This is a genomic window from Bradyrhizobium sp. BR14999, assembly GCF_056106085.1.
Map to the genome: position 1 here is coordinate 4030772 of NZ_CM148536.1, position 23025 is coordinate 4053796.

At 65.1% G+C, this 23025-nt stretch carries 19 protein-coding genes; 9 read left to right on the forward strand and 10 right to left on the reverse strand.

From position 1 onward, the window contains the following. Positions 1 to 112 precede the first annotated feature (112 nt). Genes ACR9YP_RS18475 through ACR9YP_RS18485 form a run of 3 tightly spaced genes read left to right on the forward strand, consistent with a single transcriptional unit; the run spans position 113 to position 2917 of the window. Entirely contained in the window at positions 113 to 1246 is a 1134-nt protein-coding gene (locus ACR9YP_RS18475) for an MlaE family ABC transporter permease (protein ID WP_474220721.1), read from the forward strand. A gap of 2 nt (positions 1247 to 1248) precedes the next feature. Further along, entirely contained in the window at positions 1249 to 2019 is a 771-nt protein-coding gene (locus tag ACR9YP_RS18480) for an ABC transporter ATP-binding protein (RefSeq protein WP_474220722.1), read from the forward strand. Between the two features lie 28 nt (positions 2020 to 2047). Next, positions 2048 to 2917, forward strand: coding sequence for an MlaD family protein (locus ACR9YP_RS18485; RefSeq protein WP_474220723.1), 870 nt, complete (start codon positions 2048 to 2050; stop codon positions 2915 to 2917). Between the two features lie 254 nt (positions 2918 to 3171). Here ACR9YP_RS18485 and ACR9YP_RS18490 read toward each other — a convergent pair whose 3' ends face one another. Beyond that, positions 3172 to 8946 (reverse strand): apolipoprotein A-IV repeat region-like domain-containing protein, encoded by a 5775-nt coding sequence (locus ACR9YP_RS18490; protein ID WP_474220724.1) that lies wholly within the window; start codon positions 8944 to 8946, stop codon positions 3172 to 3174. 395 nt (positions 8947 to 9341) lie between these two features. On the opposite strand from ACR9YP_RS18490, the gene ACR9YP_RS18495 reads away from it, so the two are divergent. Next, positions 9342 to 9716, forward strand: coding sequence for an Hpt domain-containing protein (locus tag ACR9YP_RS18495; protein ID WP_474220725.1), 375 nt, complete (start codon positions 9342 to 9344; stop codon positions 9714 to 9716). A 168-nt stretch (positions 9717 to 9884) separates the two neighbouring features. Then, positions 9885 to 10205, forward strand: coding sequence for a 2Fe-2S iron-sulfur cluster-binding protein (locus tag ACR9YP_RS18500; RefSeq protein ID WP_091898497.1), 321 nt, complete (start codon positions 9885 to 9887; stop codon positions 10203 to 10205). Between the two features lie 99 nt (positions 10206 to 10304). Here ACR9YP_RS18500 and ACR9YP_RS18505 read toward each other — a convergent pair whose 3' ends face one another. After that, positions 10305 to 10772 carry an acyl-CoA thioesterase gene (locus tag ACR9YP_RS18505; RefSeq protein WP_474220726.1) on the reverse strand — a complete coding sequence of 156 codons (468 nt, stop codon included), beginning with the start codon at positions 10770 to 10772 and terminating at the stop codon, positions 10305 to 10307. A gap of 182 nt (positions 10773 to 10954) precedes the next feature. Here ACR9YP_RS18505 and ACR9YP_RS18510 point away from each other — a divergent pair, with 182 nt between their 5' ends. The 3 genes from ACR9YP_RS18510 (at position 10955) to ACR9YP_RS18520 (ending at position 13336) form a co-directional block, all read left to right on the forward strand. Then, complete coding sequence (locus ACR9YP_RS18510; RefSeq protein WP_091898501.1) at positions 10955 to 11983, forward strand: NAD(P)/FAD-dependent oxidoreductase; 1029 nt, start codon at positions 10955 to 10957, stop codon at positions 11981 to 11983. Positions 11984 to 12088: 105 nt separating this feature from the next. Then, positions 12089 to 12685: a DUF2147 domain-containing protein gene (locus ACR9YP_RS18515; protein WP_128944788.1), complete on the forward strand. Its 597-nt coding sequence runs from the start codon at positions 12089 to 12091 to the stop codon at positions 12683 to 12685. Between the two features lie 294 nt (positions 12686 to 12979). After that, the gene (locus ACR9YP_RS18520) at positions 12980 to 13336 is read left to right on the forward strand and encodes a hypothetical protein (protein ID WP_474220727.1); all 357 of its coding nucleotides are present in this window, start codon (positions 12980 to 12982) and stop codon (positions 13334 to 13336) included. Between the two features lie 57 nt (positions 13337 to 13393). Here ACR9YP_RS18520 and ACR9YP_RS18525 read toward each other — a convergent pair whose 3' ends face one another. After that, entirely contained in the window at positions 13394 to 13663 is a 270-nt protein-coding gene (locus ACR9YP_RS18525; protein WP_474220728.1) for a hypothetical protein, read from the reverse strand. Between the two features lie 193 nt (positions 13664 to 13856). After that, positions 13857 to 14528: a sensor histidine kinase gene (locus ACR9YP_RS18530; RefSeq protein ID WP_474220729.1), complete on the reverse strand. Its 672-nt coding sequence runs from the start codon at positions 14526 to 14528 to the stop codon at positions 13857 to 13859. 99 nt (positions 14529 to 14627) lie between these two features. Between ACR9YP_RS18530 and ACR9YP_RS18535 the strand changes: the two genes are divergently transcribed. After that, positions 14628 to 14843, forward strand: a complete 216-nt coding sequence (locus ACR9YP_RS18535) for a hypothetical protein (protein ID WP_474220730.1) — start codon at positions 14628 to 14630, stop codon at positions 14841 to 14843. A 16-nt stretch (positions 14844 to 14859) separates the two neighbouring features. Here ACR9YP_RS18535 and garD read toward each other — a convergent pair whose 3' ends face one another. From garD to ACR9YP_RS18565, 6 genes are all read right to left on the reverse strand, one after another. After that, on the reverse strand, positions 14860 to 16401 hold the full coding sequence (gene garD / locus ACR9YP_RS18540; RefSeq protein ID WP_474220731.1) for a galactarate dehydratase: 1542 nt from the start codon (positions 16399 to 16401) through the stop codon (positions 14860 to 14862). A gap of 134 nt (positions 16402 to 16535) precedes the next feature. Beyond that, positions 16536 to 17984 carry an aldehyde dehydrogenase family protein gene (locus ACR9YP_RS18545; RefSeq protein ID WP_474220732.1) on the reverse strand — a complete coding sequence of 483 codons (1449 nt, stop codon included), beginning with the start codon at positions 17982 to 17984 and terminating at the stop codon, positions 16536 to 16538. 82 nt (positions 17985 to 18066) lie between these two features. Continuing rightward, positions 18067 to 19425: a glucarate dehydratase gene (gudD, locus tag ACR9YP_RS18550; RefSeq protein WP_474220733.1), complete on the reverse strand. Its 1359-nt coding sequence runs from the start codon at positions 19423 to 19425 to the stop codon at positions 18067 to 18069. A 25-nt stretch (positions 19426 to 19450) separates the two neighbouring features. Continuing rightward, on the reverse strand, positions 19451 to 20395 hold the full coding sequence (gene kdgD / locus ACR9YP_RS18555; protein WP_439361222.1) for a 5-dehydro-4-deoxyglucarate dehydratase: 945 nt from the start codon (positions 20393 to 20395) through the stop codon (positions 19451 to 19453). Between the two features lie 123 nt (positions 20396 to 20518). Further along, the gene (locus ACR9YP_RS18560) at positions 20519 to 21424 is read right to left on the reverse strand and encodes a LysR family transcriptional regulator (RefSeq protein ID WP_474220735.1); all 906 of its coding nucleotides are present in this window, start codon (positions 21422 to 21424) and stop codon (positions 20519 to 20521) included. Between the two features lie 122 nt (positions 21425 to 21546). Then, positions 21547 to 22899 carry an MFS transporter gene (locus ACR9YP_RS18565; RefSeq protein WP_474220736.1) on the reverse strand — a complete coding sequence of 451 codons (1353 nt, stop codon included), beginning with the start codon at positions 22897 to 22899 and terminating at the stop codon, positions 21547 to 21549. Positions 22900 to 23025 lie beyond the last annotated feature (126 nt).

A 23025-nucleotide genomic window follows, 5' to 3' on the forward strand; every position in this document is an offset into this window, starting at 1 on the left:
TTACCTGTAGCAACTAACAATGGGCAGTTGGGGATACCTTCTCTAGGTAAGGGCGCGTGCGCAACCATCCGATTCTATCCGTTTCCTGCGCCTCGGCACGGGAGCGGACATCTTGAGTGGCGATCCGAAGCTGGAACGGATTGCCAAGGGCAACGCGCTGGCACTCTGCGCCACCGGAACCTGGACCGCGAGTTTCGCGCCGGTCCTGGAGCGGATGGTGGCGGACGCCGAGAAGCTCGCCGGCGGTCCACAAAGCATCTTCATCGACGTCTCCGAGGTCGCCAAGCTCGATACCTTCGGCGCCTGGCTGATCGAGCGGCTGCGCCGCAGCCTGACCCAAGGCGCCGTCGAGGCCCAGATCGCCGGGCTCTCCGCCAATTATTCCAGCCTCGTCGAAGAGGTGGGGCGGGTGCGGGCGACCCCCGTGATCGACAGCAGCCCGATCACCATCACCGGCATGCTGGAGCAGATCGGCCGGACCGTGGCCGGTGTTGCCGGCACCATGGCGGGCCTCGTCGACATGCTCGGCGCGGTGCTCGCGGCAGGCTTTCGCGTCTTGATCCATCCGCGCTCGCTGCGCCTGACCTCGACCGTGCACCACCTGGAGCAGGTCTGCTGGCGCGCGGTGCCGATCATCGTACTCATCACCTTCCTGATCGGCTGCATCATCGCGCAGCAGGGCATCTTCCATTTCCGAAGATTCGGCGCCGACATCTTCGTCGTCGACATGCTCGGCGTGCTGGTGCTGCGCGAGATCGGCGTGCTCTTGGTCGCCATCATGGTCGCGGGCCGCTCGGGCAGCGCCTACACCGCCGAGCTCGGCTCGATGAAGATGCGCGAGGAGATCGACGCGCTGCGCACCATGGGGTTCGACCCGATCGAGGTCCTGGTGCTGCCTCGCATGATGGCGCTCGTGATTGCGCTGCCGATTCTCGCTTTCCTCGGCGCGATGGCCGCACTTTATGGCGGCGGGCTCGTCGCCTGGCTCTATGGCGGCGTCGAGCCGGAGGCCTTCCTGTTGCGGCTCCGCGACGCCATCTCGATCGATCATTTCATCGTCGGTATCGTCAAGGCGCCGGTGATGGCCGCCGTGATCGGCATCGTCGCCTGCGTCGAGGGGCTCGCCGTGCAAGGCAGCGCGGAATCGCTGGGTCAACACACCACGGCATCGGTGGTGAAGGGCATCTTCTTCGTCATCGTGATGGACGGCGTGTTCGCCATCTTCTTCGCCTCGATCGGGATGTGACGATGGCAGCCGAGATCCAAAATCCCATCATCCGCGTCCGCGACATCACCGTGCAGTTCGGCTCAACGCGCGTGCTCGACGGGCTCAACCTCGACGTCAAGCGCGGCGAGATCCTCGGCTTTGTCGGCCCATCCGGCGCCGGCAAATCGGTGCTGACGCGCACCATCATCGGCCTCGTGCCGAAGATCGCAGGCTCCATCGAGGTGTTCGGCGTCGACCTCGATTCCTCCAGCACGTCGCAGCGGCGAAATGTGGAGCGGCGCTGGGGTGTGCTGTTTCAGCAGGGCGCACTGTTCTCATCGCTGACTGTGAGGCAGAACATCCAGTTTCCGATGCGCGAATATCTGCGCGTCTCGCAGCGGCTGATGGACGAGATCACCATGGCCAAGCTGACCATGGTCGGTCTCAAGCCGGAAGTTGCCGAGCGCTTCCCGTCCGAGCTCTCCGGCGGCATGATCAAGCGCGTGGCACTCGCCCGCGCGCTGTCGCTCGATCCGGATCTCGTCTTCCTGGACGAGCCAACCTCGGGCCTCGATCCGATCGGCGCCGGCGATTTCGACGAGCTGGTCCGGACGCTCCAGCGCACTTTGGGCCTGACCGTTTTCATGGTAACCCACGACCTCGACAGCCTTTACACAGCATGTGATCGCATCGCCGTTTTAGGGAACGGTAAGATCATTGCGGCAGGGTCGATCGCCGACATGCAGGCCTCGCAGCATCCCTGGCTGAGGCAGTATTTTCATGGCAAGCGCGCCCGCGCGGTCATGGGTTAAGAGCTGGGTTGAGTAGCCGGAGCAGCTGATGGAAACGCGGGCGAATTACGTATTGATCGGGTCGTTCACACTGGCGGTGATCGCCGCCGCGATCGGCTTCGTGCTGTGGTTTCAGTCGCTGCACACCACCAAGCAGCGCATCCCCCTGCGCGTCGTGTTCGAGGGCCCGGCGGCGGGCCTGCGCAATGGCGGCAGCGTCAACTTCAACGGTATCCGGGTGGGTGAGGTTGTCTCGGTGAAGCTGGACAACCCGCGGCGGGTTGTCGCACTCGCCATGATCGAGAACAACGCCCCGATCCGCAAGGACACGCTGGTCGGCCTCGAATTCCAGGGCCTCACGGGGGTCGCCGCAATCTCGCTCAAGGGCGGCGACGAGGCCGCAGCCGCACCGCCGCTCGACCAGGACGGCATCCCGACGCTGACGGCGGACCCCAACAAGCTCCAGGACGTCACCGAGGCGATCCGCGGCACGCTGCAGAACATCAACAAGATCGTCGCCGACAATCAGGAATCGGTGAAGAACTCGCTGAAGAATCTGGAGACCTTCACCAATTCGCTCGCCCGCAATTCCGAGAAGATCGACGGCATGATGGCCAAGGTCGACGGCGTCATGCTCAAGGCCGATAGTCTCATGCTCGGCCTCAACACGCTCGCCGGCGGCAAGGACGGCGGCGAGCTGTTCCAGGCGGTCAAGTCGATCCGCGAACTGGCCGAGGACTTCGACAAGCGCTCCGGCGCGCTGATGAGCGACGGCCGTCGTACTCTCGGCGACATCAGCCGCGCCGTGAACAATTTTGACCGCAACCCGACCCGCGTGCTGTTCGGCGCCAGCAACTCATCGCAAGCAGCCCCGCCGCCCGAGCCGCCGAAGCCGGCGGCGGCCGAGCGCAGGCGGTAGGAGGACGAGCAGTCATTGCGAGCGACTTGTCCGCTGTAGCTCGAAGAGCGAAAGCGGAAGCGAAGCAATCCAGACTGTCTCCGCGGAGGCAGTCTGGATTGCTTCGTCGCAAGAGCTCCTCGCAATGACGGTGCTTGTTGGGGCCGCGCAGTTCCTACCGCGCGGTAAATTGCTGGTGCAATGACAAGCCCAAACAAAAACGGAGGCCGTGAGGCCTCCGTTCTCATTCGCAATTCGCTGTTGCTATTGGCGTCTCACCCCAGCCGTCCCGCTGCGTGGGCCAGCAGCGTGTAGACCAGCCCCGTCTCCGAGATCAGGTGGCTGCGCAGCTCCTGCGGGCCGCGGCCGTCGCGGGCGACTTCGTCGAGCAGGCGTTCGAACTCCGCGACATAGCGGTCGACCGTGCCCTTGAAGTTGCGGTCGGCGCGATACTTGCGGGCGACCTCGTCGAAGGCCTTCTGGCCGGCGGGCGTGTAGAGGCGCTTGGTGAAGGCCTTATTCTCGCCGCGCTGGTAGCGGTCCCACATCTCGGCGGCGAGGTTGCGGTCCATCAGCCGGCCGATGTCGAGCGACAGCGATTCCAGCGGATTGCCACCACCTTGCGGCGCCTGCGGCTGCGGGGCGGGTGCCGCACGGCCGCGGGGAGCCTCACGGCCGTTCGGAGTGGCAGGACCGGTGTCGGCGCGGTTGAGCAGGTCCGACAGCCAGCCGTCGCGGCCCTGGTCGTTGCCGGCAGGCGCGACTGACGGCGCTTCGGTGCGGCGCGCAGCCGGCATGCCGAGGTCCGGCGGCGGCAGCGTCGAGGCGCTGCCGGTGTCGCGCATGCGGGTCTCGGTGGCGCGGCCGCCGACGGCTGCCAGCACCGCCGGCTCGTCCTGGCGCTGCACGCTGGCGCGGTTCGTCGTGGTGACGTCGAGACCGCGGCCATGCTGGGCCACGATGCGGTTGAGCTCGGCGAGTGCTTCGATCTGGTCGACGATCACCTTGCGCATCTGCGCCGTGCTCTCGGCGGCCTCCTGCGGCATCTCGAGCACGCCGCGGCGCAGCTCGTTGCGGGTGGCCTCGAGCTCGTTGTGCATCTCGAGCGCCATCTGCTTCATGCTGGAGACGAGGTTCGAGAACTTCTCGGTCGACTGCTTGAACATCACATCCGCTTCGTCCGTGGTCTGGCGGTAGATGTCGTGCATGGCATCGATGGTCTGCCGGTGCTCCTCCTCAGACGCCGCGCGCACCGCCTCGAACTGGCGGGTGATCGCAGCCGAGCCTGCGCCGGCGGTCTCGGCGACGACGCGGGCGATGTCGCGGGCACGCTCTTCGGCTGCGGCCAGCGATTCATCGAGCAGGCCGGTGAAGCGCGAGAGGCGCTGGTCGAGATCGGCCGTGCGGAGGTCGATCGTGGTGACGAGCGATTCCAGCGCCTGCTTGCGCTCGGCGAGCGAGGCGGTGGTGTTCTTGTTGCTCTGCTCGACGACCTGCGCGGCCTCGACGAGCGCCTTGCCATGCTTGTCGAACTGGGTCGACAGCTCGCCGAGATCCTGGAGCGCCTTCGTGGTCTTGCTGTTGAAGACGTTGAGCTGGTCTTCCAGGTTCTGCGTCGCAGCGCCGTTGCGTGAGGTGACGTCGTTCATCGCCGAGACGAAGTCGGCGACGCGCGTCACCAGCGCCCGCTCGAGCGAGTTGAGGTTGTCGTGCGCACCGGTCAGCACCTCCTGGAGCAGGATGTTGCCTTCGCGTAGCCGCTCGAACAGCGCCACCGTGTCGGTACGCAGGATCTTGCTGGTCTCCTGCATCTCGGTGACGGCCGCGATCGAGACCTGGCGCGACTGGTCGATCGCCGAGCGCGAGGCCTGCTCGAGGTCCTTGAGCGACTTGCCGACCGCGCCGGTGGCGATCTCGCTCGCGGTATTGATGGCGCGGGCGACTTCCGAGCCGTTGCCCATCATGGTCTGCGAGAAGGCCTGGCCGCGCGTCTCGATCGACTTCAGGGCGTCGGAGGTGACGCGGTCGATGTCGAGCGTGAGCTGGCTGGTCTTGGAGCCGATCGCGTCGACCAGAGCGCCGCGCTTGGCGTCGATCATGTTCGACAGACGGTCGGCCTGCTGCTGCACATAGGTGACGATCTCGTCGGTCTTGCCGGTCATGGCCTGGCCGAAGCTGCTGCTGGCGGCGAGCACCGAGCGCTCGACGTCGGCCGAACTCGACTTGACCCGCGAGCTCGCCTCGTTGGAGGCAGATATCAGCGCGTTCTGGGCGTTCAGCGCGCTGGTTTGGATGTCGTTGGTCGCATTCGCGGTGGCTGCGCTCAGCGTACGCTCGATCTCGGTCGAGATCGTGCGGATCTGGCTCGCGGCATCCGCCGAGGTCGAGGTCAGCGAGGTCTGTGCCTCACGCGCGCTGTTGAGGATCGTCGAGGCGGTGTCGGCGCCGACCGCGGTCAGCGTGCGCTCGATGTCGGTGGTCAGCGATTTGATCTGGCTCGCCGCGTCGGTCGAGGCGGAGATCAGCGTGCCCTGCGCCTCGCGGATACCGCCGGTGAGCGCCTCGATGGTGGCACCGCCGGCGGTCGCCAGCGCGCGCTGCATCTCGGCCGCGAGCGAACGGACCTGGCTGGTCTGCTCGGCCGAAACCGCGAGCAGGGTGCTCTGGGCGTCGCGGGCGCTGGTGGTGATCGTCTCGGCGGTCGACACGCCGACCTGCGAGAGCGAACGATGCACTTCGGCCGCGAGCGACTTGACCTGGCTCGCCGCATCCGAAGACGCCGTGACCAATGTGCTCTGAGCCTCGCGGGCGCCGCTCATGATGGTCTCGGCGGTCGAGGTGCCCGCCATCGAGAGCGAACGCTGCACGTCGGAAGACAGCGACTTGATCTGGTTGGCAGTCTCGGTCGAGGCCGCGATTAGCGCGCCTTGCGCATCGCGGGCGCCGGCGACGATCAACTCCGCCGTGCTGGTGCCGGCCAGCGACAGCGAGCGCTGCACGTCGGCGGTGAGCGTCTTGACGTGGTTGGTCGCATCCGAAGAGGCGGTGACGAGCGTGGTCTGCACTTCGCGGGCGCCGGCCAGGATCGAGGCGGCGGTGGCCGAGCCCGCCGCGGACAGCGTGCGTTCGACGTCGGTCGCGAGCCCCTTGAGCTGGTTCGACGCCTCGCCCGATGCGGCGACCAGGGTCGACTGCGCCTCGCGGGCACTGGTCAGGATCGAATTCGCAGCACCGGTGCCGACCGCGGTCAGCGCACGCTCGACCTCGGTGGAGGTCATCTTGAGCTGGGCATTGACGTCGGAGGAGACCGTCATCAGCGACTGCTGAGCGGTGCGCGCGCCGGTCTGGATGGTCTCGCTGGTGTTGACGACGAGGTTGGTGAGCGAACGCTCGGCGTCCTCGACATGCGAGCGGATCGCGGTCGAGATCATCTCGGCGCGGGACATCATGTCCTCGCTGGCCTGGCGTCCGCTGCTCTCGATGCGGCCGGCGACGGCCTCGACGCGCGAGCCGAGTAGATCCTCGAACTGCGCCACGCGCACGTCGATGTCGTTGGCGACCGAGCCGACCTTGGTCTCGATGGCCTGGTGGATCTCCTGGAAGCGCGCCGTGACTGTGTCGGCCAGATGCGTGCTGCGGCCGTCCATGATCTCGGTGACGCCGGTGATGCGGCGGTCGACCGCCTCGATCGCCTGCGCGGTGCCATCGGTGAGGGTCGAGGTCAGCAGTGTGAGCCGCGTGTCGATCGACTGCACGGCCTGCGAGGCGCCATTCGTCACCGCCGTGGTCAGGTAGGTGAGGCGGGAGTCGATGGACTCGAGCGCCTGCGATGCGCCGCCGGTCAGCGTCGTCGTGAGATGCGTCAGCCTCGTGTCGATCGACTGGAGGGTCTGCGATGCGCCGTCGGTCAGTGAGGTGGTGAGGTGGTTGAGGCGCGTATCGATCGTTTCGATGGCCTCTGATGCGCCGTCGGTCAGCGAGGTGGTGAGGTGGTTGAGCCGCGCATCGATCTTTTCGATGGCCTGCGATGCGCCGCCGGTCAGCGACGTCGTGAGATGGGTGAGGCGGCCATCGATCGACTGGATAGCCTGCGCGGCACCGTCGCTCAGCGACATCGCCAATGTATTGATGCGTCCGTCGATGGTTTCGGTCATGGACCTGGCGCGGCTGTCGAACGACTGTTCGAGCGCGGCGACGCGGCCGATGAGCTGTTCGTCGAAGGTCTTGATGTGGCCTTCGATCGTGCCGTCGAGGCTGGCGAACTTGCCGTTCAGGGAGGCGTCGAAGTTGCTGACGCGCTCGCCGATCGTGGTCTCGAATTGCAAGAGGCGCTGGTCGAGCACGGCCGTGATCGCGCCGCCATTGGACGTGAAGCGGGTGTCGAAATTGTCGACATAGGTCTTCAGCGTCTCGGCGATGTCCTGCGTGCGCTGGCCCATGCGATCCACGATCTCGCCGCCGAAGGTCTTCACGGTGCGGTCGAACTCGGAGATGTGACGCGTGATCAGCGCGCCCAGCGTGCCGGAGTCGCGGGCGAACTTCTCAACTAGCTCGGTGCCCTGGTTCCTCACGAGCTCGTCGAAGGCGCTCATCTGGAGCGACAGCGAATCGTGCGCGGTCTCGGTCTGGCTGACGACTTTGGCGACCAGGGTGTTGACGGTGGCGTCGAGCGCCTCGCTCGCCTTGTCGCCGCTCGTCATGATCTGGCCTGCGAGCCGGTTGCCGGCGTCGTCGATCTTGGCGGAGATGTCGTTGGAACGCAGCTCGAGCTCGAGCAGCAGCGAATCCGACGAATTCTTCAGGGAATCGTGCACCTGCTCGGTGCGCTCCGAGATGCCGTCGACGATCGCGGCGGAGCGCTGCTCGAACTCGCCGGTGATGCGGTCGATGCGCTCGTTCAACATCTCATGGACGCGGTCGGCGAGGTCGACGAACTCGTCGTGGACGTGGCCGGTCTTGAAGTTGAGGCTGGTGGTCAGCCGCTCGCTGGCGTCGAGCACCGCGCGCGTAGTCTCGTTGCTGGCCTCCTCGAGGCGGTCGAGCAGGTCGCCGCCGCGCTCGCCGAGCGCCAGGATCATGTTGTCGCCGGCGTTACTCAAGGCGCTGGTGATGTGGGCGCCGCGCTCTTCCAGCGCGCCGGTGATGGACTTGGCGACCTCGTCGACGCGCGAGGCAATCGCGTCCGAGATCAGCGCGATGTCGTGGCGCAGGTCGATCTGCACCCCGGAGATGGCGCTGCGGACCTGCTCGGCCTGGCCGACCAGATTGTCGCGCTGATGCGCGATGTCCTGGAGCAGGGCGCGGATGCGCACCTCGTTGTCGGAATAGGCGCGCTCGAGCGCCGCGACCTCGTTGGCGACCAGCGTCTCGAGCTCGCCGGCGCGCGCGATCGCGCGCTCGATGCCGTCGCCCATCGCCGCGACCTCGCGGCGAATGGCCTGGCCGACGGTGACCATGGAATCGGAGGCCGAGCCTTCCGGCTCGGAGAAGCGGATCGCGACCTGCGCCATCGCCTGCGCGATCATGCGCATTTCCTGGCCGCGCCAGACGAGGCTCGCCAGGAAGTAGAACAGCATGATGGGCGCGAAGAACATCGCGATCAGGCCGGCAATGACGAGCACGCCGCCGCTCTGGCCCATGGCGGCCTGGATCGAGGGCAGGAAACCGAACGTCAGCGCGGCGCAGGCGGCGAGCCAGACGCCGGCAAAGATGGTGGCGAAGTTGTAGACGCTGCGGGCAGGGCGGCCCTTCTGAAGCGCCTGGAGCAGCTGGCCGATTGTCTCGCGGTCGTCATTGGCGGCGCGGCGCGAGGTGCGCGGCTCTTCGATCGGGTCGAACGCGGTTGCTCGTTCGTTGGCGGCGGGGCGCGGCTCGAAGCTCGGCTCGTCGAAGATCGGTGGCTCGGGCGGCGCCACCGGAGGCGGCGTTTCGTTGCGCATCGCGGCGTTGCGGCTCGTATCCGCAGCGGTGTCACTGATGTTGAGGGCTTCCTGGATCGCAGAAAGCGCAACTTCTGTGGGGTCTTTGACCTTTTTCGGAGTGTTCGCCATGTCAGTCGGAGCCCTCGTTACTTGTACGCGTCCCCCCGCGAGCCCTGCGCGTTACGCAAGCCCACAGACCGGATCATGCCGCTTGCGCGGATCTCCGAGCCGTCCCCACCCGGACGGCTTGTCCGCCAATTTCTGCAACATCCTATTGGCAGAGCGTCTCGAATGAAATGCCCGCGATTAAGACAATCTTAATCATCGTTAACAGGATCAGGCCGTAACGCCTTAGCAATAAATGCAATTCTCCACCGAACTTGGCAGATTACGGCAACTTTTAGTCAACAAACCGGCGGATCTGCGTCAAACAGCCCAAACATTTCGTTAACCATTTTCATGCTTGGGTGGGAGGAACCTGACCGCCGAACCGGCGGGACATCGCGAATGCCGGGGCCTGCGTCATGACGCCTGAACTGCAACGGATGGACTGGATGCCCTCGCCCCCGCTTGCACCCACCGACAGCCCGCTCGACCTCGATCACCTCTCGCGCATGACGCTCGGCGATGCCCAGCTGGAACGGGAAGTGCTGGCGATGTTCGCCGAGCAGGCGGCCCGCCTGATTGCGGCGATGATGGCGCTGCCGGCCGAGGCCGGCGCACTTGCCCACAAGCTCAAGGGTTCGGCTCGCGGGATCGGCGCCTTTGCGGTGGCCGATGCCGCAGCCAGCCTGGAGACCGCGATCCGGACCGGCCATGGCCGGCCCCACGCCCTTGCTGCCTTGAAAGAGGCGGTAACCGAGGCCCGCACCGCCATCGAGGCGATGCTGAAGTCTTAAGCGCGGACTGTCAGAACCCGGTTCTACTCTTTTGTTTTGACGCGTTTTCTTGCCGCGAAGCGGGATCCACGTCGCGCGAAAACGCTATGGCGCCGGGCGGACCGACCCGTTATAGGACAGCCGGGACCCATCACCTTCATTCCAAGCACCGCGGCAGCACGAGCACACATGGCCAAGATTCACTTTGTCGACCACAAGGGCGAAACCCGCACGGTGGAAATCGAGAACGGCGCAACCGTGATGGAAGCCGCCATCCGCAACAGCATTCCCGGCATCGAGGCCGAATGCGGCGGCGCCTGTGCCTGCGCGACCTGCCATGTCTATGTCGACGAAGCCTGGCGCGAGAAGGTCGGCAGCCCGACGCCGATGGAAGAGGACATGCTCGACTTCGGTTTCGACGTGCGCCCGAACTCGCGCCTGTCCTGCCAGATCAAGGTCTCCGACGACCTCGACGGGCTCGTCGTCGGGACGCCGGAACGCCAGGCCTGATCTTCCCTTCAATAGGGCAGATCTTTAATAGGGCAGATCTTTCCGGAAAACCGCTGCACGCTTGGCAGCTAGCGCGGCCCTTCGGGTCCGGATCATCGATTAGTCGCGCGGCGGCGCGACCTCGATGCCGCGCTTGTGCCAGGGGCTTAGCTTCGCGACCACTTCTGCAGTGAGCGGCGTTGGCCGCCGTGACGCTTCGTCGATCATCACGCCGACCGAATTCGCCGACGCGATGCACTTTCCTTGCGAGAATACGACCTGCTCGAAGGTCACCGACGTTCGTCCGAGCTTCACCACGCCAAGGCCGAGCTCGATCGTGTTCGGCCAGTGCAGCTCGGCGCGGAAATGGATGTCGAGCCGCACCATGATCCAGGCAAGACCCGGCGGCGTCAGCCCATATTCCGGGAGCTTCATCAGCGTGACACGGCCGGTCTCGAAATAGGTGGCGTAGACGGCGTTGTTGACGTGCTGGTTGGGATCGAGATCGCCGAAGCGAACGTTGTCGCTGAGGCGATAAGGGTAGTCTTCCAGGCGCGGCGTCGTATCGAGGCGGCTTGGTGCGTTCACCGATTGATCTCCGTCATATCCTTCCTCGTTACAACCCAGTTATTTTGACCCGGCAAGTGGGTGCGGCGGCCGGGTGCTCCCGCTTTTATGCCTTCCCTGTTCCATCCCCGTTGGCTAGACAGGCGGGGTCACCTCGGCCCAAAGGGCGCCGTCCAACCGATAACGACCGATAAAGAGACGACATGAGCGACGTGATCAAAACCGATGTGCTGATTATTGGCGCCGGCCCCTGCGGTCTGTTCGCCGCCTTCGAGCTTGGCCTTCTCGACATGAAGGCGCATTTCGTCGACATCCTCGACAAGGTCGGCGGCCAGTGCGCCGAGCTCTATCCGGAAAAGCCGATTTACGACATTCCCGGCATTCCGCAGGTCTCGGGCCAGGGGCTGACCGACGCGCTGATGGAACAGATCAAGCCGTTTCATCCGACCTTCCATCTCGGCGAGATGATCGAGACCGTGGAGAAGATCGGCGATCCCGCCTTTCGCTGCACCACCGACGCCGGCAAGGTGTTCGAATGCAAGGTGGTGGTGATCGCGGCCGGCGGCGGCTCGTTCCAGCCCAAGCGCCCGCCGGTGCCGGGCATCGAGGCCTACGAAGGCACTTCTGTGCACTACGCCGTGCGCAAGATGGAGACGTTCCGCGACAAGAACGTGCTGATCGTCGGCGGCGGCGATTCCGCGCTCGACTGGACGCTCAATCTGCATCCGATTGCCAAGCGCATCACGCTGCTGCATCGGCGCGACGAGTTTCGCGCCGCGCCCCACAGCGTCGAGCAGATGCGCGCGCTGGTCGCAGGCGGCAAGATGGATCTGAGGCTCGGGCAGGTCACGGCGCTCTCCGGCGCTGATGGCAAGCTCTCCGGCGCCACCATCAAGGGCAACGACAACGCCATGACCGAAATTGCCTGCGACACCATGCTGCCGTTCTTCGGACTGACCATGAAGCTCGGCCCGGTCGCGAACTGGGGCATTGCGCTGGAGAACAATCTGGTGCCGGTCGAGACATCGGCGTTCGAGACCAACGTATCAGGCATCTTCGCCATCGGCGACATCAACACCTATCCCGGCAAGATCAAGCTGATCCTGTGCGGCTTCCACGAGGGCGCGCTGATGTCGCAAAAAGCCCATCGCTACGTCTATCCGGAGAAGCGGCTGGTGTTCCAGTACACGACCTCATCCTCCAGCCTGCAAAAGAAGCTCGGTGTCAACTGACGGCGCTGAGCAGGGGGCCGATGCCCCATGTTTCTGGTGCTGGAACCGTTCGCGAAATCGCCGTAGTCTGCGGCCATTCCAGTCGTGGAATAGCAAGGTGATCTAATGCGGAATTTCCTGTCCAGCTCTCGGCTGCTTCCCTTCCTCGCGCTCGCGTTGTCGCTCCTTGCGGTGACACCGTCTGCGGCACAGACCGCCGAGCCTACCGCGGCGGGCCTCTGGCAGAAGGTCGAAGACGGCAAGACAGTCGGATGGTTCCTCTTCGTCGACCACAACGGCATCTTTGAAGGCGTGATCGCAAAAACCTTCCCGCGGCCAACCGACGATCCGAACGAGGTTTGCTCCAAGTGCACCGACGATCGCAAGAACGCGCCGGTGCTCGGCATCTCCTTCGTCCGCAACATGAAGCGCGAAGGCTTGAAGTACGAAGGCGGCAACGTGCTCAATCCGCGCGACGGCCAGATCTGGAAGGCCAACATGAAGGTCAGTCCTGATGGCCAGACCCTGACGCTGCGCGGCTATCTCGGCATCGCGTTGCTCGGCAAGGACGAGACCTGGACGCGCCTGCCGGATGCCTACATGGCCCAGGTCGATCCTGCCATCGTGGCAAAATATCTCCCTGCGCAGGCCGCTGCCACGAAGCCGGCGGCACCCGCGACGAAAAAGGGCGGCGCGATGATGGCGCCGGCGCCCAAGCAGTAAGGGCGTCCCTCGCGCACTGTGCCGCCTGGTCGGCAGCAGCTCCACACATCATCATCATTCCTCGTACTGGCGGGGAAGACGGAAAGTCGCCGGCGGTCATATCCGCCGAAAGACGAACGCGCCGCGGGATCGTTCCAGTAGTTGCCCGGAATGCAAGCTGGCGCCGGATTTGCATAGCTATCCGCAAAGCTGCTGGGGGAACGAGTCGCTGCCTTCACGCCTTTCGCCGAGCCGCGGAAGGCGGTCGGCGCGCGTTGTCCCCCCGCGGCGATCATGTCGATCCGCGGAGACGATATGCGACTTGCAAGATTGTGTGCGGTGCCATTGCTGGCCCTGACAGCGCTCTTGGCGACATCGGCGCTGGCGCGCGATGACGGGCGTTACGCCAACTCGCCGCTAAAACCCTGGTTCGAAAGCCTGCACAGCGAATTCGGACAGTGCTGCTCCGACGCCGACGGCTACGTCATTGCCGACGTCGACTGGGAGTCCGATCGCGGCCGTTACCGCGTCCGCATCGACGACGAATGGGTGTTGGTGCCCGACGGTGCGGTGATCACTGTGCCGAACAAGATCGGCCGCACCATGGTGTGGAAGCACTATATCGATGGCCATCCGCGCGTGCGCTGCTTCATGCCGGGCAGCATGACGTAGACCCGCGTGTCATTCCGGTCGGCGCGGAGCGCCGAACCCGGAATGACAAAGCGAAGCTTAGTGCGACCGGTTTTCCGAACCCGCGCTCGCGAGCCGCTTGACGCGCGGGGTCAGCACTGAAACCTGCGCGGGCGAAGCGGGCATGCCGGCGACGATCATCGCGGGCGCGGCGGACTGCTCCTCGACGCCGGCGCCGCCGAGCACCTGCACTTGCGTCGCCGAGATCGGAAACGAGGTCACTTCGTAAGAGGGAAGCTCGCTGGCAAAGGCACCGGCCGAGCTTGCAATCATGGCGCCGGCAACGGCAATCATCGAGAGAATACGCATTGGAAAAATCTCCGTGGAAGATGTCAATCGGAGGTTTGGTCGCGTCGGTGCCGGAACAGGTTCGCTCGCGCGCGAACATTCCCATCGCCGTCGACGAAAATGTGGTTGCGTGATGCGAAAGGACGAAACGCGCACGAAGTTTTTCGCGGCAATGTTTCCGGACGGTTTCGCGGAAAGAGCCGACGCGCCTCGCTTAGTGCTCTTGCAGATCAAGCTGCGGAGCTTTTGCCGGCGCGCTAGCCGCGGAAAAGCGCAGGCTCATCGTCGTGCCGCAGCCGGAGACTGAGGAGATGACCAGCTCGCCGCCGTGGGCGGCCATGATCTCGCGGACGATCGACAGGCCAAGGCCCGCGCCATCGCCCGTGGTGTTGCCGGTCTGAAACGGCTCGATCAGCTTTTGTTCGGCGCCATCGGGCAGGCCGGCGCCGTCATCGTCGATCGAGATGCCATCGCGGCTGAGCGTGGCGACGATGCGTCGCGCGCCATGGGCATGGATGAGCGAATTGCCGACGAGATTGGCAAGCGCACTGCGAACCGCAGCGTCCACACCTTGCACCAGGAACGGACCTTCGCCGTCCTGCTCCCGCGCAAGCTCGATACCGGCGTCCAGCGCCGAGGGGCTGAAATCGGCCAGCACCTCCAGCGTGATTTGGGCAAGATCGATCGGCCGCTTCTCGATCGCATGATTTTGCAGCCGCGCCAGGTCGAGCATGGCGGAGACAAGCGAGGTCAGGCGGCGGACGTCGCGCACCAATTCGGTCCGGAGGGCCGGCTCGGGCACGTCCTCGATCTTCGCACGCAGCGTCAGTGGTGGGTCCGGAGCGACGTCAACCCACAGGGGCTGGATGCCTACATCGTCATACACGAGCAAAATCGAAACTTGGAAACGGCCGGGCCGTCGAGGGTGTAGGATTCGCGGAATACCGGACGCTGCTGCCTGATCCACGCGCTGTACGAGGTCCGCGTGATCGAGGGCAAGTCGTTCGACGTGATCGAGAAGAGGGCGGCCGCGCCGCTCGACAACACCGGGACCATGAGGATCGCCGGTCCGAGCGGCGCGATCGACGACACGTTTGACGGTCCGGCGTCAAGCGAACGGTTGCGCGCAGCGATCGCCGATCTCATCACGCGCAGCCTGCCCGTCACGCTGGGCGACATGCACCTGATCGACAGTCAGTGAGGCCGGCTCGCCAGCCTCAGGTCACCGGCGCCGGATTGAACAGCGTGAGGTCGTTGTGGATGCCCCAGCGGTCCGACCACGGCTTTGTGCGGCCGCTGGCGACGTCGAGGATCAGGCGGAACAGGTCCCAGCCGGTTTCCTCGATGGTCTTCTCGCCGGTGGCGATGCGGCCCGCGTCGAAGTCGATCAGGTCCTTCCAGCGGCGGGCGAGCTCGCTGCGGGTGGCGACCTTAATCACGGGCGCGGCCGCAAGGCCGTACGGCGTGCCGCGGCCGGTGGTGAAGACTTGCAGCGTCATGCCGGAGGCGAGCTGGAGCGTGCCGCAGATGAAGTCGGACGCGGGTGTCGCCGCGAACAGCATGCCCTTCTGCGTCGCCTTCTCGCCGGGCGAGAGCACGCCGGTGATGGCAGACGATCCGGACTTGACGATCGAGCCCAGCGACTTCTCGACGATGTTGGCAAGGCCGCCCTTCTTGTTGCCGGGCGTGGTGTTGGCGCTGCGATCGGCACCGCCGCGGGCGAGATAGGAATCGTACCAGGCCATCTCGCGCACCAGCGCGCGGCCGACGTCCTCGTTGATCGCGCGCCGCGTGAGGAGCTGGATGGCGTCGCGCACCTCGGTGACTTCCGAGAACATCACGGTTGCACCGGCGCGCACCAGGAGGTCCGCGGCAAAACCGACGGCGGGGTTCGCGGTGACGCCGGAGAAGGCGTCGCTGCCGCCGCATTGCAGGCCGATGACGAGATCAGAGGCCGGACAGGTCTCGCGCTTGCGGGTGTTGAGCACCTTCAGCCGTGCCTTGGCTTGAGTCATGATGGCATCGACGATGGCGCCAAAGCCGTCGAAGGCTTCGTCCTGCATGCGCACGATGGCATCGTTGACGCCTTCCGGCACCAGCCGCTCGGGCGCGAGCTTCTCGCAGCCGAGGCCGACGACCAGAATCTCGCCGCCGAAATTCGGGTTGAGCGCGATGTTCTGCAGCGTGCGGATCGGCACCACAGCGTCGGGCGCGGTGATGGCGACGCCGCAGCCATAGGCGTGCGTCAGCGGCACGACGTCGTCGACATTCGGGTACTTCGGCAAGAGCTCGGCGCGGATGCGCTTCACCGCATACTCCATCGTGCCCTTGACGCATTGCACGGAGGAGGAGATGCCGAGGATGTTCTTGGTGCCGACCGAGCCGTCGGGATTGCGATAGCCCTCGAAGGTGAATCCTTCGAGCGGCGGCAGCGGCGCCGGGACGGCGGTCGAGATTTCGAGCTTGTCGAGGGCAGGGGCCTCCGGCATGCGAATGCGGGCTTCGTCCACCCATTCGCCGGCCAGGATCGGCGAAAGCGCGTAGCCGATCACCTCGCCATAGCGGATGATCGGCGCGTCTTGTGCGATGTCGACCAGCGCCGTCTTGTGCCCCTGCGGCACGAAGGCGCGCAGCGTCAGCCCGCAGGCGAAGCGGGAGCCGGCGGGAAGCCCGAAATCATTGACGACGATCGCGACATTATCGCGCTCGTTGAGCTTGATGTAGCGGGGCTGCTCTTTCGCTGCGACTGACTGGTCCATCTGCTCTTGCCTCAGAGACTGAATCGTAGGGTGGGCAAAGGCGCAACGCGCCGTGCCCACCATGCTTCACACCGAAGATAAGCGGTGGGCACGCTTCGCTTTGCCCACCCTACGATATCTACGATGTCGGCCCATCAACCCGGATTGGTATAGGCCGTCTTCACCGCAGTGTAGAACTCGCGGGCATAGGAGCCCTGCTCGCGGGCGCCGTAGCTCGAGCCCTTCCGGCCGCCGAACGGCACGTGATAGTCGACGCCGGCGGTCGGCAGATTGACCATCACCATGCCGGACTCGCTGTTGCGCTTGTAGTGCGAGGCGTATTTCAGGCTGGTGGTGCAGATGCCGGAGGCGAGGCCGAACTCGGTGTCGTTGGAGATCGCCAGCGCCTCCTCGTAATTCTTGGCGCGGATCACGGCGGCGACGGGGCCGAAGATCTCCTCGCGGGCGATGCGCATGTTGTTGTTGGCTTCGGTGAACAGCGCCGGCTGGAGGTAGTGGCCGGGCGTTTCGCGCTTGAGCAACTCGCCGCCCCACGCAAGCTTGGCGCCCTCGTCCTGGCCGATCTTGATGTAGCGCAGGTCCTGGTCGAGCTGGCTCTGGTCGACCACCGGGCCGATATGCACGCCGGCCTTGAGTGCGTCGTCAACCGACAGGCCCTTCAGGCGTTCGGCCATCGCCGCGACGAAGCGGTCATGGATGCCTTCGGTAACGATCAGGCGCGACGAGGCGGTGCATCGCTGTCCCGTCGAGAAATAGGCTCCGTTGACGGCGACCTCGACGGCGGTCTTGAGGTCGGCGTCGTCGAGCACGACCAGCGGATTCTTGCCGCCCATCTCGAGCTGGAACTTTTTCATCGGGTTCGACAGCACGCAGGCCTGCGCGATCTTGCGGCCGGTCTGCACCGAACCGGTGAAGGAGATCGCCGCCACATCCGGGTGGTCGAGCAGGGTCTGGCCGACCACGGAGCCGGAGCCGACCACGAGGTTGAACACGCCGGCGGGAATACCGGAGCGGGTGATGATCTCGGCGAGCGCATGGCCAGAGCCGGGCACCAGCTCAGCCGGCTTGAATACCACGGTGTTGCCGTAGCAAAGCGCGGGCGCGATCTTCCAAGCGGGGATTGCGATCGGGAAATTCCAGGGCGTGATCATGCCGACAACGCCCACCGGCTCACGGGTGAGCTCGACGTCGAGGCCGGGACGCACCGAGGCGCCTTTCTCGCCGATCAGGCGCAGCGCTTCGCCGGCGAAGAACGCGAAGATCTGGCCGGCGCGGGCGACCTCGCCGATGCCTTCCGGCAGCGTCTTGCCTTCCTCGCGGGCGAGCAGGCGGCCGAGCTCTTCCTTGCGCGCGAGGATTTCGAGAGAAACCTTGTTCAGCGCGTCATAGCGCTCCTGCGGCGTCGAGCGCGCCCAGGCGGGGAAGGCGGCCTTGGCGGCAGCGATCGCCTTCTCGGTCTGCGCCTTGTCGGCCTTGGCATATTCGCCGACGAGGTCGTTGGTGTTGGAGGGGTTGATGTTCCTGGTGACGCCGGAGCCGTCGACCCATTCGCCGCCGATGAAGTTCTTCAGGATTGCCGTCATCTCGTTCCTCCAAGTCATCTAAGGGGCATGATCCCTCTCGGAAAACCGGTACCCACTTTTCCGGGATCATGCCTGAAGTTTCTTAACGCACGAGGCAGGGACGCTTGTCGTCGAAGGTCCAGCCGGGGATCAGATCCTGCATGGCAATAGCGTCATCGCGTGCGCCAAGTCCATGCTGCTTGTAGAGGTCATGCGCGGCGTCGATGGCCGCTCTGTCGATTTCGATACCCAGGCCCGGCCTGTCGGGCACGGCAATCTTGCCACCCCTGATCTGGAGCGGCTCTTTGGTCAGCGCCTGGCCATCCTGCCAGATCCAGTGAGTATCGATGGCGGTGACCTTGCCGGGAGCGGCGGCGCCGACATGGGTGAACATGGCGAGCGAGATGTCGAAATGGTTGTTGGAGTGCGAGCCCCAGGTCAGGCCGTTGTCGCGGCAGGTCTGGGCGACGCGGACCGAGCCTTGCATGGTCCAGAAATGGGGATCGGCGAGCGGAATGTCCACCGCACCGAGACGCAGCGCATGGGAAAGCTGCCGCCAGTCGGTGGCGATCATGTTGGTCGCGGTTGGCAAGCCCGTGGCGCGGCGGAACTCGGCCATGATCTCACGGCCGGAGAAGCCGGCCTCGGCGCCGCAGGGGTCCTCGGCGTAAGCGAGGATGCCATGCATGTCCTTGCAGAGGCTGATCGCTTCGTCGAGCGACCAGGCGCCGTTCGGGTCGAGCGTCACGCGCGCGTTGGGAAAGCGCTTGGCAATCGCGGTGACGGCCTCGATCTCCTGCTCGCCGCGGAGCACACCGCCCTTGAGCTTGAAATCGGCGAAGCCGTAATGGTCGTGGGTGGCTTCCGCGAGCCGCACCACGGTCTCGGGCGTCATCGCCTCCTGATGGCGGAGGTTGAACCACTCGATCTTGCCGGTCTCGCCGTTGACATAGTCGAGCTTGGATTTACGGCGGTCTCCAACGAAGAAGAGATAGCCGAGCGTCTCGACGCTCTTGCGCTGCTGGCCTTCGCCGAGCAGCGCCGCGACCGGCAGGTTGAGATGTTGGCCGAGCAAATCGAGCAGCGCGGATTCGATCGCCGTGACCGCGTGGATCATGACGCGCAGGTCAAACGTCTGCTTGCCGCGGCCGCCGGCATCGCGGTCGGCGAAGGCGGTGCGGATATCGGCGAGGATGTTGCTCATCGCGCCGACGGTCTTGCCGATCACGAGATCGCGGGCGTCCTGCAGCGTCTGCCAGATCTTTTGTCCGCCCGGCACCTCACCGACGCCGGTGTGACCGGAATTGTCGGTGAGGATGACGATGTTGCGGGTGAAGAACGGCGCATGCGCGCCGCTCAAATTGAGGAGCATGCTGTCGCGGCCCGCGACCGGGATCACCTGCATCGCCGTGACGACCGGTGCGCCGGCGACTGGCGCGCCGAAGATCTCAGTCTGGGCCATCGCACGCTCCTCCTGTTGTCGTCCGTTATTCTGCCGCCTGTTGTGTCGAACGGATGGCGGGCAGATTCTTCACCAGCGCGGTCAGTTCCGCCATCTCCTGCTCGGTGAGATCGGTGAGCGGCGGACGGACCGGACCGGAATCGCGGCCGATCACCTTCATGCCGGCCTTGATGATCGAGACCGCATAGCCCTTCTTGCGGTTGCGGATCGCGATCAGCGGCAAGATGAAGTTCTTTAGGCCGGCATGGATCGTCTCATGGTCGCGCTTGCGCACGGCGGCGTAGAAATTGGTGGCGAATTCCGGCACGAAGTTGAACACGGCCGAGGAATAGGTCGTCACGCCCATGTCGAGATAAGGCAGCGCGAAGGTCTCCGCGGTCGGCAGGCCGCCGATATAGGTCAGGCGGTCGCCGAGCTTGGTGTAGACGCGCGTCATCAGCTCGATGTCGCCGATGCCGTCCTTGTAGCCGACGAGGTTCGGGCAGCGCTCGGCGAGACGCGCGAGCGTGTCGGGTTGGAGGATGGCGTTGTCGCGGTTGTAGACGATGACGCCGATCTTCACGGCGGCGCAGACCGCCTCGACATGGGCGGCGAGGCCCTCCTGCTCGGAATGGGTGAGATAGGGCGGCAGCAGCAGCAGGCCATCGGCGCCGGCCTTCTCGGCACCAACGGCGATCTCGCGGGCGATCGCGGTGCCGTAACCGGTGCCGGCGAGCACGGGCACGCGGCCCTTGGTTTCCTCGACGGCGATCTTGACGATTTGCGGAACCTCGGTCGGCGTCAGCGAGAAGAACTCGCCGGTGCCGCCGGCGGCGAACAGGCCGGCGACGTCATAGCCGCATAGCCAGTCCATGTTGGCGCGGTAGGTCGCCTCGTCGAAGGAGTAGTCAGCCCTGAACGGCGTGACGGGGAAGGACAGGAGGCCCGATCCGATCTTCTGGGCCATTTCCTGCGGGGTCATCTTGCTCATGGGCGCGGCTCCCTTCTTGCGTGTTGTGGAGGACGCAAGCCTGCGCGTCCATGCGCCGGTGTTTAGGAGACCGTTCGATGCGCGTCCAAGCCAAAGCCTATATCGACTGATGCAGATTGAGTATTAATCCTCCGCCACATCCACGGAGGACAATTCACCGGCGATTTTGATGAGGGCCGACAGCAGCGGATTTTCGTCGTCGCGGCGCCAGACCATGAAGAGCTCGACGGGAACGCGGGTACGCAGCTTCAGCGGCCGCAGCCGCACATCGGCGATCTTCAGGCTTGCCGCCGCCGCCGGCACGATGGCAAGGCCGAGGCCGGCACGCACCATGGCGAGGATCGAGTGGATCTGGCTCAGATGCTGGACATAGCGCGGCAGCACGTCGGCGCGGGTGAACAGCGCCACCAGCAGATCGTGAAAATAGCGGCTCTCATAGGGCGAATACATCACGAAGGGCTGGTCGTCGAAATCCTTGATGGTGATGCTCTCCGCATTCGCCAGTGGATGCTTCTTCGGGATCGCCGCGAGCAGGGGCTCGGCGACGACGCGGCGGCTGGCAAGCTCGGGACGCGCAATCGGCGGCCTGAGCAGGCCGGCGTCGATCTGGCCCGATGTCAGCGCCTCGAACTGGTCGCCGGACACCATCTCCTTCAGCGAGAAGTCCACCTCCGGCAGCTTGGCGCGGCAGGCGGCAACGAGCTCAGGCAGGAAGCCGTAAGCCGCGGCGGCCGTGAAGCCGATCTTCAGCGAGCCGGTCTTGCCGAGCGCGATGCGGCGGGCGACTTGCGAGGCGCTTTCCGCGAGCTTGAGGATGCGCCGCGCCTCCGGCAGGAAGCTGCGCCCTGCGGGCGTCAGGCGCACCGAGCGGCTGGTGCGCTCCAGAAGCGGCGCATCGATGATGTGCTCGAGCACCTGGATCTGCCGGGACAGCGGCGGCTGGGTCATGTTCAGCCGCGCGGCGGCGCGGCCGAAATGCAGTTCCTCCGCCACCGTGACGAAACAGCGGAGCTGGTTGAGGTCGAACATCGATACATGCCTTAGATGGATAAGGCGTTTCCCCGGCACTTCTAGCATCGATCACCCCCAAAACAAAGACGGCGGCTGGGAAGCCGCCGTTGAGTTGCCTGGTCAAGCTCCCATGGGAGCCCTCAGGAGGAATGTTTGAGCGTCACCCGCTCGATCTTTCCGACGACCACGAGATAGGCGAACGCCGCCACCAGCGCGTTGAGGCCGACGAACACCAGCGCGCCGTTGAACGAGCCGGTCGCGGCCAGGATGTAACCGATCACGATCGGCGTGGTGATCGAGGAGAGGTTGCCGAAGGTGTTGAACAGGCCGCCGGAGACGCCGCCGGCTTCCTTCGGCGAGGTGTCGGAGACGACCGCCCAGCCGAGCGCGCCGATGCCCTTGCCGAAGAAGGCGAGCGCCATGAAGCCGACCACGAGCGCCTGTCCGTCGACATAGTTGCAGGCGATGATCGACATCGATAGCAGCATGCCGCCGACGATCGGGATCTTGCGCGCCATGGTCAGCGAGCCCGTCCTGCGCAGGATGGCGTCGGAGATGATGCCGCCGAGCACGCCGCCGATGAAGCCGCACAGCGCAGGCAGCGTCGCGACGAAGCCGGCTTGCAGGATCGACAGGCCACGCTCCTTGACGAGGTAGACCGGAAACCAGGTCAGGAAGAAATAGGTCAGCGTGTTGATGCAGTACTGGCCGAGATAGACGCCGAGCATCATGCGGTTGGAGAGCAACTGGCGGATGTGATCCCAGCCGGAGCCGGCCCCGGGGGCACGCTCGCGCAGCAGATCGTCCTTGGGCGCGTCGAGATCGACCAGCGCGCCGCCTTCCTTGATGTAGTCGAACTCGGCGTCGTTGATCGAAGGATGCTCCTTCGGGCCGTAGATGCTCTTGATCCAGACCAGGCCCATGACGATGCCGAGCGCGCCCATCACGAAGAACACGAAGCGCCAGCCATAGACGTGCGCGATCCAGCCCATCAGCGGCGCGAAGATCACAGTCGCGAAATACTGTCCCGAGTTGAAGAAAGCGGACGCGGTGCCGCGCTCATTGCCGGGAAACCAAGCGGCGACGATGCGGGCGTTGGCGGGGAAGGAGGGCGCTTCGGCGATGCCGACCAGGAAGCGAAGTGCGAACAGCACGAGGACGGCGGTGCCGGCACTGAAGAAGTCGACCCAGCCCTGCATCATCGTGAAGATCGACCAGACGATGATGCTGAAGGCATAGACGAGACGCGAGCCGTAGCGGTCGAGCAGCCAGCCGCCCGGCACCTGCGCGATCACGTAGGACCAGCCGAACGCCGAGAAGATGTAGCCCATGGCGACGGGATCGAGATGCAGCTCCTTGGAGAGCGCGGAGCCTGCGATCGACAGCGTGGCGCGGTCGGCATAATTGACGGTGGTGACCAGGAACAACATGGTCACGATGAACAGCCTGACGCGAGACCTCTTCACGTCCGCTGCGGACACCACTGCGCTCATCACGCGCCTCCTTAGAACTCGAACATTTCCTCAAGGCGACTCCTAGAGGCGCGCGCGGCAAAGTGTCCAAGTTCAAGGCAGTATCGATCGATGCCGTTTTTGGATTGATGGAACGGCAGGTGAGGG